Source organism: Mycobacterium gordonae, from assembly GCF_001417955.2.
Lineage (GTDB): Bacteria > Actinomycetota > Actinomycetes > Mycobacteriales > Mycobacteriaceae > Mycobacterium > Mycobacterium gordonae_B.
This window is the reverse complement of record NZ_LKTM01000013.1, coordinates 42,961-59,169: the sequence shown is the minus strand read 5'-3', so window position 1 is coordinate 59,169 and position 16,209 is coordinate 42,961. Positions and strand designations below refer to the sequence as shown.

Here is a 16,209-nt window from a genome sequence, read left to right as displayed (position 1 = left end):
CGTCAGGTCAGCAGCTTCTCGATGCGGCGCAACGCGATCTCACACACGGCCAGATAGGCGGGAGCCCACCGCGGCACCCCGAAGGTGACCCGTGCACCGCCGTCCGCCGGATCCACCCGGTGCCAGGTGGCGGGAATACCGGCCACCTTCCAGGCCCAGCACCTGCCGGGTTCGAAGTCGGTGACGGCAAACGGCAGTCGGACCAGCAGCGCTGTCTGGACCGTGCCGGTGACACCCGGACCCAGGCGCCTCCCGGGCTGGTCGAGTTCGGCCCCGTTGATCGACGGCCCCCAGCGCGGCCAGGCGTCGAGGTCGACGAGCAGGTCCCACGCCGCCTCCGGGGACGCGGCAACGAACCGATTCACACTGAACGTCATCGATCCAGGTTTCCCATTCGCCGGCTACCAACCCATCGATCCCGGAATTCCCTTGAACGGGCCGACGATCCAGCTGGTGATCCAGCCCCCGTAGAACCCGCCGGGTTGCGGAATCACCTCTTCGCCGTTGACGGTGCAGCGGTCCACCTGCGCGGCCATCACCGCGATCGCGCCGGCGATCGGCTCGAACCCCGCCGTAGGCCGCGGATAGGTCCAGGCCGCGCGCGGAGCCACCCGCGCGGGCGTCACCAGGTCGAAGTAGCTGGCCTGGCCCTTCCATTCACACCACGAGGAACCGGCCGCCGGCCGCAGCACACCTTCGGCGAACGCTTCCCGGGGCAGGTAATAGGTCGGCGGGTGACTGGTCTCCAGCACCCGCCAGGCGCGCTGCGTCGCGGCGATCTGCTGACCACCCAACTCGATGGTGATCGAACCGGCGAAGTCTTCCAGCCGCGGCGGGCGGGGATAGTCCCACACGGACTCCTGCCCAGGACCAGCGACATCCGGCTTCGGCCAACGACTCATTTAGGTACCTCCGCGCTCGACGAACTCCATTGTCCATCGAGACGCGGAGGAGCTTTCAGGCCACCAGCGCGTGGTCCAGCGCCGCCGGTGCGCCCGAGCGCACCGCGGACTGACAGCGACGGGCCAGGGCGCGCCGGTCGGCCCCCGGTAGCTGCAGCGACTCGACCCGGACCCGGGCCACCGTGCGGCGCGCACAGACCACCCGGTAGACCGAGCTCAGCAGGGTGTCCCGGCCGACGTAGGCCGGTGCGGTCGACATCCGCCCGTCGAGGTGGTGGTAGGTCAGGCGCAGCGGCTGCACCGGCCGGCCCGCGTCGATCGCGGCCTGGAACATGGCCGGGTAGAAGCTGCCGAACGCGACACCGCACCAGGTGGTGCCCTCCGGGAATGCCACCACCGTCTGGCCGGCCCGCAGTCGCCGGGCGACGGCGTCCACCACGGCGGGCAACCGCCGCAGACTGCTCCGCTCGATCGGGATGATCTTCAGGATCCGCGCTACGATGCCACTCGCCGGGCCGGCGAACATGTCGGCCCGCGCGACGAACGACCCCGGCAGCACCGCGCCGATCGCGAAGACATCCAGCCACGAGACGTGGCTACTCACCACGAGGACTCCGCTGAGATTGCGAATCGGGTTGCCCGACAATGAAATTCGCACCCCAAGGCTGCGCAGCATCAACCGGCAGTAGGCGCGCTGAAGGTGGGTGGAACCCGGCAGCGGGATGCCCAGCAACGGCAGGCCGGGGGCCAGCAGCAGGACCAGCGTGATGCGCAGCGCGGCCCGCAACCGCACCGCCGGCCCCGACACCGCCGCGGCGTCCAGACAGCCGACGTCACACGATGCGCGGGGCAGCCAGGAGTGCCCGCCCGGTGTGTTCACCGGGCCGCTCCCCCCAGTCCCGCGCCGCCCATTTCGCTGGCGGCCGACACTGACCGCAGTCGCTTGAGATAGCGGGTGTCTGCGTCACTCTTGCCCAGCAGCACGCAGAAGTCGCCGACGCCGAAGTCCGGGTCGTGGGCGGGTTCGCCGCAGGCCCGGGCGCCGAGTCGCAGGTAACCGCGCATCAACGGCGGGACGGTTGGCCGTGCGGGTGGTGCGATGTCGTCGAGAGCCACGCCGTCGAGGCACACCGGACGGTACGGCCTTACCCGGTACCGCGAAGGGTGCCGCCTGAGGACGAAGTCGCGCACGCCGCGGATCTGGCTGCCGGGCGCCTCGCCGCCGGTTTCGACCGGCACCGAGACACAACCGGTCACGTAGTCGTAGTCGCAGCGATCCAGGTAGGCCAGAATGCCCGCCCACATCAGTAGCACCACCCCGCCGTTGCGGTGGCCGTCGCGCACCACCGCGCGCCCCATCTCCACCAGTGACGGCCGCAGCGCGTCGAAGTCCCGGACGTCGAATTCCGTTGCGGTGTAAAGGCCGCCGGCGGCAATGGCGCCCGACGGCGGCAGCATGCGATAGCAACCGACGAGCTCGCCGGTGTCGTCGTCGCGGACCAGGAGGTGGTCGCAGTACTCGTCGAACCTGTCCTTGTCCAGACCCGCTCGGCCGTCGACAGCGGTGGGCAGGGCGAAACCGGGGGTGCTGCTGAACACGTCGTAGCGCAGGCGCTGGGCCGCTTCGATGAGGCTCGGATCGGTGGACAGCAACAGAGAATAGTGCGGTCCGGACGACGACCGTGTCGCCGGGCCACGTGGCTTGTCGCTGGGTATGAGAACGGATGCGATGCTCATGGCACCAACGTGGCGCAGGCGGTCAGCTAACCGGCATCGGCCCGCTGACGTGTCGATGCACGTCAGATGAATGTCATTGATCCGAAATCAAACGCGACGAAAACGGCCCCGCAGGTGAACCCGCGGGGCCGTTCGCGTGAAGATCAGCCCTTGCGGGCCTTGACTCCCTCGGTCACCTGCGGGGTGACCTTGAACAGGTCGCCGACCACGCCGTAGTCGGCGATCTCGAAGATCGGCGCTTCTTCGTCCTTGTTGACCGCGACGATGGTCTTCGAGGTCTGCATGCCGGCCCGGTGCTGAATCGCTCCGGAGATCCCCAGCGCGATGTAGAGCTGCGGCGAGACCGTCTTGCCGGTCTGGCCCACCTGGAACTGCCCCGGGTAGTAGCCGGAGTCCACAGCGGCGCGCGAGGCGCCGACGGCGGCACCCAGCGAGTCGGCCAGCTCCTCGACCACGCTGAAGTTTTCCGCGCTGCCCACGCCGCGGCCACCGGAGACCACGACGCTGGCCTCCGTCAGCTCCGGGCGGTCGCCGGCCACGGCCGGCTCGCGCGAGGTGATCTTGGTCGCGTTCTCCGCCGGGGCCGGAACCTCGACGTTCACCTGCTCACCGGCGCCGGCCTTGGGCTCGGCGTCGATGGCGCCGCCGCGCACCGTGATCACCGGGGTGTCCCCGTTGACCTGGGACTCGACGGTGTAGGCACCACCGAAGATCGAGTGCAGGGCCTTGTTGCCCTCCCGCACCTCGACCACGTCGACCAGCAGACCCGACCCGATGCGCGCGGCCAGCCGGCCGGCGATCTCCTTGCCGTCGGCGTTGGCGGCCAGCAGCACCGCCGCGGGCGCGTTGGACTCGGCCAGCGAGGCCAGCACGTCGACGTACGGAGTGATCAGGTAGTTCTCCGCCACGTCGGACTCGGCGACGTAAATCTTCTCGGCGCCGGCCTCTTTGAGGCCGTCCACCAGCGGTGCGGCGGTACCGGGCGCACCGACGACGACGGCAGCCGGCTCACCAAGAGCACGTGCCGCAGTGATCAATTCGGAAGTGACCTTCTTCAGGGCCCCTTCGGCGTGCTCGACGAGCACCAGAACTTCAGCCATGGGTTATTCGCTCTCTACGTTGAGTTGGGGCTCAGATGATCTTCTGGCCGACCAGGTACTTGACGATCTCGCTGCCGCCCTCGCCCTCGTCGGTGACCTTCTCGCCTGCGGTCTTCGGCGGCTTCGGTGTCGACGAAAGCACGGACGAGCCGGCGTTGGCCAGGCCCACCTCGTCGGCCTCGACCCCGATCTCCGCCAGCGTCAGCACGGTGACTTCCTTCTTCTTGGCGGCCATGATGCCTTTGAAGGACGGGAAGCGCGGCTCGTTGATCTTCTCGTTGACGCTCACCACGGCGGGCAGCGTGGCCTCGAGGCTGAACAGGCCGTCGTCGGTCTCGCGCTCGGCCGTGATCTTGCCGTCCTCGACGGACAGCTTGCGCACGTGAGTGAGCTGGGGCAGGCCCAGGTACTCGGCGATGATCGCCGGCACCGCGCCGCCCGAGCCGTCAGTGGACTCGTTTCCGGCGATGACCAGCTCGGTGCCCTCGATGGTGCCCAGCGCACGGGCCAGCGCCCACGCGGTCTGCACCACGCACGAGCCGTGCAGGCCGTCGTCCTTGAGATGGACGGCCTTGTCGGCGCCCATCGACAGGGCTTTGCGGATCGCCTCGGTGGCGCGCTCGGGACCGGCGGTCAGTACGGTGACCGATCCGTCGCCGCCCTCCCGCTCCCGGATCTGAAGCGCTTCTTCTACGGCACGCTCGTTGATCTCGTCCAGGACCGCGTCAGCGGCCTCGCGGTCGAGCGTCCAGTCGCCGTCGGAGAGCTTGCGCTCCGACCACGTGTCTGGAACCTGCTTGATCAGGACCACGATGTTCGTCATGAGTGTGGTTCGTCCTCCTCGAAGGAGTCCCGGAGCGTCGACTACGGGACCTCGGTAACGCGTTTCTTGACCGCATACGCCATGTTACTAGCAGGTAACTTACCGCGGCCTGCCCACTCACCATAGCGGGTCCTTACTGGGCCGATTGCCCTGGGCTTCCCCCTTGTTACCCGGTCCGGTTCGCGAATCAGAGGCCAGGCATTAGCCTGCCTTAACAATGAGCGCAATCGTCCCCAATACTCCGGACCGGATCGACCACGCGGCCGATCCGGGGTTGACGCTGACCGGCGAGCGCACCATCCCCGACCTCGACATCGAGAACTACTGGTTCCGCCGGCACGAGGTGGTCTACGAGCGTCTGGCGCCGCGGTGCGCGGGCCGTGACGTGCTGGAGGCCGGCTGCGGAGAGGGCTACGGCGCGGACCTGATCGCCGGGCTGGCCGCCAGAGTGGTCGCCGTCGACTACGACGAGTCCGCGGTCGCCCACGTCCGCCACCGCTATCCCCGGGTGCAGGTGCTGCACGCCAACCTGACCGAATTGCCGCTTCCCGACGCATCCGTGGACGTGGTGGTGAACTTCCAGGTCATCGAGCATCTGTGGGACCAGGGCCAGTTCATCCGCGAGTGCGCGCGGGTGCTGCGCCCGGGGGGTGTGCTGATGGTGTCGACGCCGAACCGGATCACCTTCTCCCCCGGCCGCGACACTCCGATCAACCCGTTCCACACCCGCGAACTCAACGCCGACGAGCTCACCCAACTGCTGGTCGAAGGCGGTTTCACCGACGTGTCGATGAGCGGGCTGTACCACGGGCCGCGACTGCGGGAGATGGATGCCCGCCACGGCGGCTCCATCATCGACGCGCAGATCGAGCGGGCGGTGGCCGACGCGCCCTGGTCGCCCGAGTTGGTGGCCGACGTCGCGGCGGTGGCCACCGCCGACTTCGACCTGCTCGAGCGGTCCGACTGTGACATTGACGACAGCCTGGATCTGGTGGCGATCGCGGTGCGCCGTTGACCGATTCATCCGCCCGGGTACCCGGCATGTTCACGCTGGTGCTGCACACCCACCTGCCCTGGCTGGCGCACCACGGCCGCTGGCCGGTGGGCGAGGAATGGCTCTACCAGTCGTGGGCGGCCGCCTACCTGCCGCTGTTCCGGGTGCTGCGCGCGCTGGCCGAGGAGGATCGCGGCGGCCTGCTCACCCTGGGCATGACGCCGGTGGTCAACGCCCAGCTCGACGACCCGTACTGCCTGGACGGCATGTACCACTGGCTGGCCAACTGGCGACTGCGCGCCTTCGAAGCGACCACAGTGGCTGCCAGCGTGCGGTCACTGCCGCGGTCCAAGTCCGCCGGGTATCTGTCCTGCACGCCGGAAGCGTTGCGGGCCTTCGGCATTCGCGAATGCCAGGAGGCCGATCAGGCGCTCGAGGACTTCGCCACACAGTGGCGGCATGGCGGCAGCCCGCTGCTGCGCGGCCTGATCGACGCCGGCACGGTGGAGCTGCTCGGCGGACCGCTGGCCCACCCGTTCCAGCCGCTGCTGAATCCCCGGTTGCGGGAGTTCGCGCTGCGCGAAGGTCTGGCCGACGCGCGTCTGCGGATGTCTGCCAGCCCCACCGGGATCTGGGCGCCCGAGTGCGCCTATGCCCCCGGCATGGAGCACGACTATGCCGCGGCCGGGGTCAGCCACTTCATGGTCGACGGGCCGTCGCTGCACGGGGACACCGCGCTGGGCCGCCCGGTCGGCACTAGCGGAGTGGTCGCATTCGGACGTGACCTGCAGGTCAGCTACCGCGTGTGGTCGCCCAAGTCCGGCTACCCCGGGCACGCCGCGTACCGGGACTTCCACACCTATGACCACCTGACCGGGCTCAAGCCGGCGCGCGTCACGGGCCGCAACGTGGGGTCCGACGGCAAGGCTCCCTATGACCCCGAGCGCGCCGACCGCGCGGTCGACGTCCACGTCGCCGACTTCGTCGAGGTGGTGCGCAACCGACTGGTGTCCGAGTCCGAGCGGATCGGCCGACCCGCGCACGTGGTGGCCGCGTTCGACACCGAGCTGTTCGGCCACTGGTGGTATGAAGGCCCGACCTGGCTGGCGCGCGTGCTGCGCGCACTGCCCGAGGCCGGAGTCCGGGTGGGGACGCTGCGCGAGGCGATGTCGGCGGGGTTCGTCGGCTCACCGGTCGAATTGCCGCCCAGCTCTTGGGGTTCCGGCAAAGACTGGCAGGTGTGGAACGGCGAGCAGGTAGCCGACCTGGTCCAGCTCAACTCCGAAGTGGTCGACACCGCGCTCACCACCGTGGACAAGGCGCTGGCCCAGACGGCGTCGCTGGACGGGCCAATCCCCCGCGATCACGTCGCCGACCAGATCCTGCGCGAGACGCTGCTGACCGTGTCCAGCGACTGGCCGTTCATGGTCAGCAAGGACTCCGCCGCCGACTACGCCCGCTACCGCGCCCACCTGCACGCGCATGCCACCCGGGAGATCGCCGGGGCCCTGGCGTCGGGCCGCCGGGACTCCGCGCAGCGACTGGCGCAGGGCTGGAACCGGGCCGACGGCCTGTTCGGCGCCCTGGACGCCCGGAGACTCCCCAAGTGAGCGCCGCCTTGTCGCTGGCCGACCCCCACGCCCCCGCCGAGCGCCCGCATGTCGCCACCGACACGCCGCCAACACTGGCAATTCGCGGCCGCTCGCGCCACCGCACACCCCACCCCTGCGCCGATCGCCCGCATGTTGCCACCAACACGCCGCACCGCCCGGCATTTTGCGGTCGCTCGCGCCAGCCCGGAAGCCCGCCCGCATGAAGATCCTGATGATCTCGTGGGAGTACCCGCCGGTCGTCATCGGCGGCCTCGGCCGACACGTCCACCACCTGTCGACCGCACTCGCCGAAGCCGGCCACGAAGTCGTCGTGCTGTCCCGCCGGCCCACCGGCACCGATCCCAGCACCCACCCGACGTCGGACGAGGTTCACGACGGCGTGCGGGTGATCGCCGCCGCGCAGGATCCCCACGAGTTCACCTTCGGCGCCGACATGATGGCCTGGACGCTGGCGATGGGCCATGCCATGATCCGTGCCGGACTGTCCATCAAAAGCCCCGGCAACAAAAGGCAGTGGCGCCCCGACGTGGTGCACGCACACGATTGGCTGGTGGCCCACCCGGCCCTTGCCCTTGCCGAATTCTACGACGTGCCAATCGTTTCGACGATTCACGCGACCGAGGCCGGCCGGCATTCCGGCTGGGTCAGCGGGGCGATCAGCCGGCAGGTGCACGCCGTGGAGTCGTGGCTGGTGCGCGAATCCGATTCACTCATCACGTGTTCGGCCTCGATGTGGGAGGAGATTACCGAACTGTTCGGCCCCGGCCTGTCCGAGACCACCGTGATACGCAACGGAATCGACGCCGCCAGATGGCCGTTCGGCGCCCGCCGCCCCCGCACCGGGCCGGCCGAACTTCTCTACGTCGGACGGCTGGAATACGAGAAGGGCGTGCACGACGCCATCGCCGCCCTACCCCGGGTCAGACGTGCCCACCCGGGCACCACCCTGACCATCGCCGGCGACGGCACCCAGCAGGACTGGCTCGTCGAGCAGGCCCGTAAACACAAGGTGCGCAAGGCAACCCGCTTCGTCGGACATCTGCACCATGACGAACTGCTGGCCGCCTTGCACCGGGCCGACGCCGCGGTGCTGCCCAGCCACTACGAACCGTTCGGACTGGCCGCGCTGGAGGCCGCCGCGGCCGGCATTCCGCTGGTGACGTCCAACACCGGCGGCCTGGGCGAGGCCGTGATCGACGGCGTCACCGGGATGTCGTTCGCACCCCGCGACGTTGCGGGCCTGGCCGAAAAGGTCCGCGGAGTGCTCGACGACCCCGCGGCGGCGCAGCGCCGGGCCCGCGCCGCCCGTGAGCGGCTGACGTCAGACTTCGACTGGCGGACCGTGGCCCGCGAGACGGCACAGGTCTATCTGTCCGCCAAACGCCGTGAGCGGCAACCACAGCCGCGGCGGCCGGTGGTCGAGCACGCGCTGCCGGATCGCTAGTCCAGCCCGACCGCGTCGGCGCAGTACCGCCACATGCGCTGCAGTTCGTCGTCGCTGTACCAGGTCGTCGGCAGGTAGTGCTGTGGGCGCGGCCGTCGGTCGTGCCAGAAAAGTCCCGTCGGCGGTGCCGGTTTGGTCGCGGCCAGCCAGACCGCGGTATCGGCGCCCTCCTCGGCGGTGCGCAGCAACGGCCCGGTGATGCGCCGGAACCCGGGCAGCGAGGATGCCACGCCGGGGGTGTCCGCCCACCCGGGGTGCATCGAGTACACCCGGATCCCGGCCCACCGGCGGGCCAGGATCGGGGTGAACGCCACCTGGACCCGCTTGCTACGGGCATAGGCGATGGCACCGCGGTACCGGCCCGTCCGGTATTCGGGGTCCTCGACCGGCAACTGCTGGGTGTACATTCCGCCAGACGACATCAGGATCACCCGCGGATCGCTGGACGCGCGCAGCAACGGCAACAGGCCCTCGGTCAGCAGCAGCGGACCCAACACGTGGGTGGCCAAGGTGATCTCGTGCCCGTCGCTGGTCTCCGTACGCTCGGCCGGCAGCAGTCCCGCGTTGTGGATCAGCACGTCCAGGCCGGCCATCCGCCCGGCCAGATCCTTGGCGAACGCACGCACGGCGGCCAGGTCCGACATGTCGCACACTTCGACGCGAAGGTCGGCACCGGGGTGCTCGGCGAGGATCTCCGCACGCGCCTGCTCCCCCTTGGCCCCGTCGCGCACCGTCAGCAGCACGGTCGCCCCCAACCCGGCCAGGCCGGCGGCGATGGCTTTACCGAGGCCGCGATTGGAGCCGGTGACCAGCGCGGTGCGGCCACGCAGGGCGTCCACCGGTGGGTCATCGGGCCACTCGAGAGTGCGCAGGCGATAGCCGATCCGGGTATAGCCCGGCACCACCGCCCGGTCCAGCACGGCGTCGAACAGCGAAACGATTCCGTCGCGAACACCCATGCTGACAAGAATGCCGCACCGGCGCTCCGTGTCATTCGTCGGTAACGTCACACGCATGGGCCTGATTTATTCGAGCGTGATCGACGCACCCCGCGACGAGGTTTTCGCCTGGCACACCCGACCCGGCGCCTTCGCCAGGCTTTCACCGCCGTGGTCGCCGATGCGGCTCGTCAGCGAGGCAGACTCGCTGAAGGACGGTCGCGCCATCCTCGGCTTACCCGGCGGCCTGCGGTGGGTCGCCCAGCACCAGGCGGATTCCTATGACCCGCCAAGGCGTTTCGTCGACGTCCTGAGCAGCGACGGTCTGGCTTCGCTGCCCCCGCGCATCATCGGACACTGGCGGCACACCCACGACTTCGAGGAAGTCGGCGCCGAACAGACCCGCGTCATCGACCGGGTGGACACGCCGGTGCCCGAGCGGGCGCTGCGGCCGATGTTCGTCTACCGGCACCATCAGCTGGCCGACGATCTGGCCGCCCACCACAGGGCCGCCGAGCACGGTCTGGCCGCCTCGACGGTCGCCGTGACGGGCTCGTCGGGCCTGGTCGGCACCGCCCTGTCGGCGTTCCTCAGTACCGGAGGCCACCGCGTCATCCGACTCGTCCGCGGCACGGCGCACGGGCCTGATGAGCGACAGTGGAACACCGACGACCCCGACCCCGACCTGCTGTCCGGAGTGGACGCGGTCATTCACCTCGCGGGTGCCTCGATCGCCGGGCGATTCACCGAGAAGCATCGAAAAGCCATCCGGGACAGCCGGATCGGGCCGACCCGGCGGCTGGCCGAACTGGTGGCGCGCAGCAAAACCCCGGTGCTGATCTCGGCCTCGGCGATCGGTTTCTACGGCTACGACCGTGGCGATGAGACCCTCACCGAAGACAGTGCGCGCGGCGACGGGTTCCTCGCTGACGTGGTGGCCGACTGGGAGGCCGCCACGGCGCCGGCCGAGCAGGCCGGAGCCCGGGTGGTGAAGGTGCGCACCGGCATCGTCCAGTCCCCCGCCGGGGGCACGCTGCAGCTGATGCGGCCGCTGTTCAGCGCCGGACTGGGCGGCCGGCTCGGCGACGGACGGCAGTGGTTCTCCTGGATCGGGATCGACGACCTGGTCGACATCTATCACCGGGGCTGGTGGGACGCGGACCTGTCCGGGCCGATCAACGCCGTTGCGCCACAACCGGTTCGGAACACCGACTACACCCGCACGCTCGCTCACGTGCTGCACCGCCCGGCCATCCTGCCGGTGCCGTCGCTGGGGCCACGCGTCCTGCTCGGCGCCCAGGGGGCACGGGAACTCGCGCTGGCGAATCAGCGGGTCGCTCCGGCCCGACTGAACAAACTGGGGCACCCGTTCCGCCGGCCCGACCTCGACTCCGCGCTGCGACACCTGCTCGGACGCGACGCCTGAGGGGTTACGCCCCCGACGTGGTCACTGCCGGTCACCGCTGCCGTGTGCCTCCCTGCCATCACGGCTGCGCGCATAGGCGCTCGCCCGCAGATCGGCCAGCCAACCCGGATAGAGCTTCACCCCGGGCGCGGTATTGAGCACCGGATCGAACGAGACATCCTGTCCGGGTGGCAGTTCGACCATCTTCGTCAACGAGAGCCGGCCCAGTTCCCGGAATGCGGAGCTACCACAGGCCTGGTCCAGCGCGACGTCGACGCCGCCGTCCTCCACTTGCTGCCGGACGTCGTCGAGGGAGAGGCCGGCGCCGCGGACTCCAGTGTCGATTCGGCCCCGCAGCCACCATTTCTTGCCGCCGTAACTCAGCGGCATCAGTGTGGTCATGTCATGACCCGACCAGGAGGCGACCGGCCGAAGCGCGACCGCCCGAGTCAGCACTCCGGATCCGGCGGACACCAACAGGATGTCCCACGGTCCGACGCCGGAGTCCACCCGCAGGGCAAGTCCGATGAAATCGGGTAGGCCACCCGGGGTGCCGGTCGCCTTGGAGAATCGGCCAACCACATCGGAGGTCGGGATCGGCAGACCCTCGCCGTCGGGTGCGGTGCGCCGGAGGGAACCGGTGGCAACCACGCCGAGCGGATGAAAGAACCGCTTGCCCCGGGCGGCGGAACCCCACTGGAACGGCAGTGCGACAAGATCAGAAACATTCACCGGCGCCGGGTTCCCCTTCTCTTCACAGGAAAACCGGGTTGAACCGAACTCGGCTCTGCTACGTGTGCTCAATAGTCGGGGCCCGACCCGCACGAGTGGCGAACCAAAGAATCATTCATTAAGTTAACGATTAAATAAATGAAGATAATTGTCCGACCCACCCACCGCCGCCAGCCGGCGGTTTGGCATCTCGTCGAGGGGGTACCAGCGCGTGAATCCGAGCCGTCCGATGACAGCGGCCGACGCCGAACTCAAGGGAGCCGTCGTGGGAGATGTGCGTGAATTCCCCCGGGTGGCCCTCGCCGAAGCCGCACGCAGAGACCCTGCGGGACTGTCAGCCACCGATAACTTCGACGAGTGGCGAACCAGTCTGCGCCGGGCCGTGCTGGAAGAGGTGGAGGCGTTCGTCTCCGCCCGCTGCACCGACACCCTGGGTGACTGTGGCGTCGATGCCGCCGGCGAAGTCTTGCTCGAGTTCGTCAAAGGCGGCAAATGCCTTCGTTCGACGTTCATGTACCTGGGCTGGCTGTCCGGTGCGCCGCCCAGCGACGCGGCACTGTCAGCCACCGCCAGCTTAGAATTACTGCACGCTTTCGCACTGCTGCAGGACGATGTGATGGACGACTCGCCATCGCGGCGCGGACTGCCCGCCGCACACATCCAGTTCGAGCGCTGGCACCGCCAGCGCGGTCTGTCCGGCTCGTCACGCCGGTTCGGAGAATCAGCCGCGGTGCTGCTCGGTGATCTCTGCCTGATCTGGGCCGAACAGATGCTGCGCGACTGCGGCCTGAGCCGTCATCAGCTGCATCGTGCCTGGCCGCGCTACGACGCGATGCGGACCGAACTGGCAGTCGGCCAGTTCGCCGATCTCACCCTCGATGTCCGCAAGCTGCCCACCCTGGATGCCGTGCTCAACGTGGCGCGGCTCAAGTCCGGCAACTACACGGTGCGCCGGCCCCTCGAGATCGGCGCCGCGATGGCCGGCTGCAGCGAGCACACCCTGGCACGGCTCGGCGAATACGGCAGCGCCGTGGGTGAAGCCTTCCAACTGCGCGACGACATCCTCGGCGTCTTCGGGTCCCCGGGCACCACCGGCAAGCCCAACGGCGGCGACCTGCTCGAACGCAAGGCCACCAGCCTGATGGTCGCGGCCTACGAGCTTGCCGACACCTCGACGCGACGGCAGTTCTCGGAACTGGTCGACCGCGACCAGCTCACCGAGGAGGATCTGGAGCACTGGCGCTCCCTGATTTTCGCGACCGGCGCCGTACAGCGGATCGAGGAACTCATCACCGACCGCGTTGAGATCGCCCAGAAAGCACTGGACAGCAGCGGAATAGACGGCCCGATCAGTGGCGCGCTGGCAAGTATGGCCGGCGTGTGCACGAGGCGTGCCGCATGATCGCACGGGAGGAATGCTGATGCGTACGGTAGGGGGCCGCACCGATCGGGTGGTCGTGGTGGGCGCGGGGCTCTCCGGCCTGTCGGCGGCATTGCACCTGGCCGGTCGGGGGCGGGAAGTCACGGTGGTCGAGCGTGAACCCTGGCCCGGTGGTCGTGCGGGTCGCCGCGATATCGGCGGCTACCTGATCGACACCGGCCCGACGGTCATCACCATGCCGGACCTGATCGACGAGGCCTTCGCCGCCGTCGGCGAATCCCTGGCGCAGCGACTCGACCTGATGCCGGTTGACCCGGCGTACCGGGCCATGTTCGCCGACGGTGCGGCCCTTGACGTCCACACCGACGCCGAGCGGATGGCCGCCTCGGTGCGGGAATTCGCCGGGCCGCAGGAAGCCGCCGGCTACCGCGCATTGCGCGACTGGCTGGACAAGCTCTACCGGACGGAGTTCGCGGGTTTCATCAGCGCCAACTTCGATTCGCCGCTGTCGATGGTCACCCCGCAGTTGGCCAGACTCGCCGGAATCGGGGGCTTCCGCCGCTGGGAGACCATGGTCAAGCGCTACATCAGCGACCCGAGGCTGCTGCGGGTGTTCACCTTTCAGGCCCTCTACGCCGGGGTGGCTCCCCAGGACGCACTGGCCGTGTACGCGGTGATCGCCTACATGGACACCGTGTCGGGCGTGTTCTTCCCCCGCGGCGGTGTGCGGGCCCTGCCCGACGCGCTTGCCGCGGCAGCCCAAGACGCCGGGGTGCAGTTCCGGTACGGATCGACGGTGACCGCGCTGGAGCGCAGCGGTGAGCGCGTCAACGCGGTGATCACCGCCGAGGGCGACCGCATCGCGTGCGACGCTGTGGTTCTGACCACCGAGCTACCGCTGACCTACGAACTGCTGGGCCGACGGCCGAAGCGCCCGCTCAAGCTGCGCGCGGCCCCGTCGGCGGTCGTGATGCACGTGGGTTGCCGCGCCATCGATCCACCGCCGGCCCACCACACGATCCTGTTCGGCGACGCATGGGATCAGACTTTCACCGACATCATCACCGACGGCAGGCTGATGCGGGATCCCTCGCTGCTGGTGACCCGGCCGACGGCCAGCGATCCCGGTCTCGCCCCACCCGGACGTGACCTGCTCTACGTGCTGGCACCGGCGCCCAACCTGGACCGCGGCCGTGTCGACTGGTCGGCAACCGCCGTTCCCTACGCTCAAACAATGCTGGATGCGGTGGAGCAACGACTGTTGCCGGACCTGCGCGAGAGCGCCGAGGTACTGCACGTGGACACCCCGGCCGACTGGGCCCGCGCCGGCATGACCTCGGGCACCCCGTTCGCGCTGGCCCACACCTTCGCCCAGACCGGACCTTTCCGCCCCGCGAACATGGTGCGCGGCATCGACAACGCGGTGCTGGCCGGCTCGTCGACAACCCCGGGCGTGGGCGTGCCGACCACCCTGATCTCCGGACGTTTGGCCGCCGACCGCGTCACCGGCACTCCGGACCGCTCTTCGATTCACCTGGATCTGAAAGCCCCACTGCCATGATCCGCGCCGAACTGGACGCCGCCGGCATCGACGATCCGGCGTTGCGCGACGCCTATCGCAGCTGCCGCAAGATCGCGGCGCAGAACGGTCGCACTTATTTCCTGGCGACCAGGTTGCTGGCCCCTGACCAGCGTCCGGCTATCCATGCGCTGTACGCCTTCGCCCGCCTCGCCGACGACATTCTCGATGAGTTCAATCCGAACCTGGACGCCGCGGCGCGGGCCGATCGGCTGCAGCTGCTGTCCGACCGCTTCTTCGCCGGGGGTGCGCACCGCGACGAGCCGGTGCTGACGGCTGTCGACCACACGATCAACCGCTACCGCATTGCGGCGGAGCTGTTCGTGGACTTCCTGGACTCCATGCGCATGGACCTGACCGTCACCGCTTATCCCGACCGCGCCGCCCTCAACCGCTACATGCGAGGATCAGCGGAAGTCATTGGCCTGCAAGTGCTTCCGGTACTGGGCACCGTCTCCGACCCGGGCGAGGCGGCACCGTACGCCGAAGCGCTGGGCCGCGCGTTCCAATTGACCAATTTCCTGCGCGACGTCGACGAGGACCTGTTGCGTGACCGGGTCTATCTGCCTGCCGACGAACTCGCGGCTCACGGTGTGGACCGCGAGTTGATGCTGTGGTGTCACATGCACCGGCGCACCGATGCCCGGGTCCGGGACGCACTGGCCGAGCAGCACAAGATCACCCGGGAGATATACAGCTTTGCCGCGCAAGGCATTCCGTTGCTGGCACCCCGGTCACGCCCGTGTGTGGCAACGGCGCTCACGCTGTACTCCGAGATCCTGGACCGCATCGAGGACAGCGACTTCGCCGTGTTCAGCCACCGCGCCACTGTCGGCAAGGCGCGCCGCATCCAGGTGGCCGGCAGCGGGCTGTTCGAGGCCTGGCGCATCCGCCGGACGCTGCCCGATCACCGGAAATCCGGTGCCGCGTGAGCGATCACTGGCAGTATCTGATCGTCCTGGGTCTGTGCCTGTTGATCACCCTGCCGCTGGAATTATTCGGCAAGGGCGTGTACCGCCAACCCGGGCGCCTGTTGCGTTCCGTGGTGCCGTTCGCGGCGGTGTTCCTGGTGTGGGATGCCATCGCGATCGCCGCCGGAATATGGTGGTACAACGGCAAATACATCACCGGCATCGACTTGCCGCCTCGCATACCCATCGAGGAGGTGCTGTTCTTCCTGGTGATCCCCGTGTGCGGGTTGCTCACCTACAGCGCGGTGAGCACCATCCTCGGCTGGAGCCGGCGCCGATGACCGGACTGGGTTACACCGTCCCTGCCGTCGTCTCGGTGCTCGCGGTGTGTGGGCTGGAGTTCACGGTGTTGCGCACCGGACTGTTCCGCAAGCTCGCCTACTGGCTGTCGATGGTGATCGTGCTGGGATTTCAGGTGCCGGTCGACGGCTGGCTGACCAAGCTCAGCGCCCCGGTGGTCATCTACGACGAGCGGCAGACCAGCGGGCTGCGCTTTCCCTTCGACATCCCGGTCGAGGACTTCCTGTTCGGCTTCGCGCTGGTCACGGGAGTACTGCTGCTGTGGGAGTATCAACGTGTACGGCGGTGAT

General features: G+C 68.9%; 17 protein-coding genes. 9 read left to right on the top strand and 8 right to left on the bottom strand.

The genetic code is table 11. The features are described 5' to 3' along the window. Positions 1 to 2: 2 nt before the first annotated feature. From AO501_RS03805 to AO501_RS03780, 6 genes are all read right to left on the bottom strand, one after another. Positions 3 to 377: an SRPBCC family protein gene (locus AO501_RS03805; protein WP_055576453.1), complete on the bottom strand. Its 375-nt coding sequence runs from the start codon at positions 375 to 377 to the stop codon at positions 3 to 5. Positions 378 to 401: 24 nt separating this feature from the next. After that, positions 402 to 902, bottom strand: coding sequence for a DUF427 domain-containing protein (locus AO501_RS03800; protein ID WP_055576452.1), 501 nt, complete (start codon positions 900 to 902; stop codon positions 402 to 404). 55 nt (positions 903 to 957) lie between these two features. Next, a complete protein-coding gene (locus tag AO501_RS03795) occupies positions 958 to 1,782 on the bottom strand; it encodes a lysophospholipid acyltransferase family protein (protein WP_055576451.1) in 825 nt (274 codons plus the stop codon). Continuing rightward, a complete protein-coding gene (locus AO501_RS03790) occupies positions 1,779 to 2,639 on the bottom strand; it encodes a GNAT family N-acetyltransferase (protein WP_055576450.1) in 861 nt (286 codons plus the stop codon). Before AO501_RS03790 ends, AO501_RS03795 begins: the two co-directional genes overlap by 4 nt. A 143-nt stretch (positions 2,640 to 2,782) precedes the next feature. Then, positions 2,783 to 3,739 carry an electron transfer flavoprotein subunit alpha/FixB family protein gene (locus tag AO501_RS03785; protein WP_055576449.1) on the bottom strand — a complete coding sequence of 319 codons (957 nt, stop codon included), beginning with the start codon at positions 3,737 to 3,739 and terminating at the stop codon, positions 2,783 to 2,785. 31 nt (positions 3,740 to 3,770) lie between these two features. Continuing rightward, positions 3,771 to 4,562 carry an electron transfer flavoprotein subunit beta/FixA family protein gene (locus AO501_RS03780; protein ID WP_055576448.1) on the bottom strand — a complete coding sequence of 264 codons (792 nt, stop codon included), beginning with the start codon at positions 4,560 to 4,562 and terminating at the stop codon, positions 3,771 to 3,773. Positions 4,563 to 4,779: 217 nt separating this feature from the next. Here AO501_RS03780 and AO501_RS03775 point away from each other — a divergent pair, with 217 nt between their 5' ends. The 3 genes from AO501_RS03775 (at position 4,780) to AO501_RS03765 (ending at position 8,613) form a co-directional block, all read left to right on the top strand. After that, positions 4,780 to 5,577: a class I SAM-dependent methyltransferase gene (locus AO501_RS03775; protein ID WP_055576447.1), complete on the top strand. Its 798-nt coding sequence runs from the start codon at positions 4,780 to 4,782 to the stop codon at positions 5,575 to 5,577. Between the two features lie 26 nt (positions 5,578 to 5,603). Next, the gene (locus AO501_RS03770; protein ID WP_055576446.1) at positions 5,604 to 7,166 is read left to right on the top strand and encodes a glycoside hydrolase family 57 protein; all 1,563 of its coding nucleotides are present in this window, start codon (positions 5,604 to 5,606) and stop codon (positions 7,164 to 7,166) included. A 202-nt stretch (positions 7,167 to 7,368) separates the two neighbouring features. Then, positions 7,369 to 8,613, top strand: a complete 1,245-nt coding sequence (locus AO501_RS03765; protein WP_055576445.1) for a glycosyltransferase family 4 protein — start codon at positions 7,369 to 7,371, stop codon at positions 8,611 to 8,613. Here the strand turns inward: AO501_RS03765 and AO501_RS03760 are convergent. Further along, positions 8,610 to 9,572, bottom strand: a complete 963-nt coding sequence (locus AO501_RS03760) for an SDR family NAD(P)-dependent oxidoreductase (protein ID WP_055576504.1) — start codon at positions 9,570 to 9,572, stop codon at positions 8,610 to 8,612. The genes AO501_RS03765 and AO501_RS03760 overlap by 4 nt on opposite strands. 55 nt (positions 9,573 to 9,627) lie before the next feature. On the opposite strand from AO501_RS03760, the gene AO501_RS03755 reads away from it, so the two are divergent. Further along, positions 9,628 to 10,977: a TIGR01777 family oxidoreductase gene (locus AO501_RS03755; RefSeq protein ID WP_055576444.1), complete on the top strand. Its 1,350-nt coding sequence runs from the start codon at positions 9,628 to 9,630 to the stop codon at positions 10,975 to 10,977. Between the two features lie 21 nt (positions 10,978 to 10,998). On the opposite strand, the gene AO501_RS03750 is transcribed toward AO501_RS03755, so the two are convergent. Then, on the bottom strand, positions 10,999 to 11,688 hold the full coding sequence (locus AO501_RS03750) for a hypothetical protein (protein ID WP_055576443.1): 690 nt from the start codon (positions 11,686 to 11,688) through the stop codon (positions 10,999 to 11,001). A gap of 229 nt (positions 11,689 to 11,917) precedes the next feature. On the opposite strand from AO501_RS03750, the gene AO501_RS03745 reads away from it, so the two are divergent. From AO501_RS03745 to AO501_RS03725, 5 genes are read left to right on the top strand one after another with little or no spacing between them, the layout of a single operon-like run. Continuing rightward, positions 11,918 to 13,090, top strand: a complete 1,173-nt coding sequence (locus AO501_RS03745; RefSeq protein ID WP_082658367.1) for a polyprenyl synthetase family protein — start codon at positions 11,918 to 11,920, stop codon at positions 13,088 to 13,090. Positions 13,091 to 13,103: 13 nt separating this feature from the next. Further along, positions 13,104 to 14,630 (top strand): phytoene desaturase family protein, encoded by a 1,527-nt coding sequence (gene crtI / locus AO501_RS03740; RefSeq protein WP_197419758.1) that lies wholly within the window; start codon positions 13,104 to 13,106, stop codon positions 14,628 to 14,630. Next, entirely contained in the window at positions 14,627 to 15,580 is a 954-nt protein-coding gene (locus AO501_RS03735) for a phytoene/squalene synthase family protein (RefSeq protein WP_055576442.1), read from the top strand. The genes crtI and AO501_RS03735 overlap by 4 nt, the downstream gene beginning before the upstream one ends. Then, positions 15,577 to 15,900, top strand: a complete 324-nt coding sequence (locus AO501_RS03730) for a lycopene cyclase domain-containing protein (RefSeq protein ID WP_055576441.1) — start codon at positions 15,577 to 15,579, stop codon at positions 15,898 to 15,900. The genes AO501_RS03735 and AO501_RS03730 overlap by 4 nt, the downstream gene beginning before the upstream one ends. Next, the gene (locus AO501_RS03725) at positions 15,897 to 16,208 is read left to right on the top strand and encodes a lycopene cyclase domain-containing protein (RefSeq protein ID WP_055576440.1); all 312 of its coding nucleotides are present in this window, start codon (positions 15,897 to 15,899) and stop codon (positions 16,206 to 16,208) included. The genes AO501_RS03730 and AO501_RS03725 overlap by 4 nt, the downstream gene beginning before the upstream one ends. The last annotated feature ends 1 nt before the right edge of the window (position 16,209 follow it).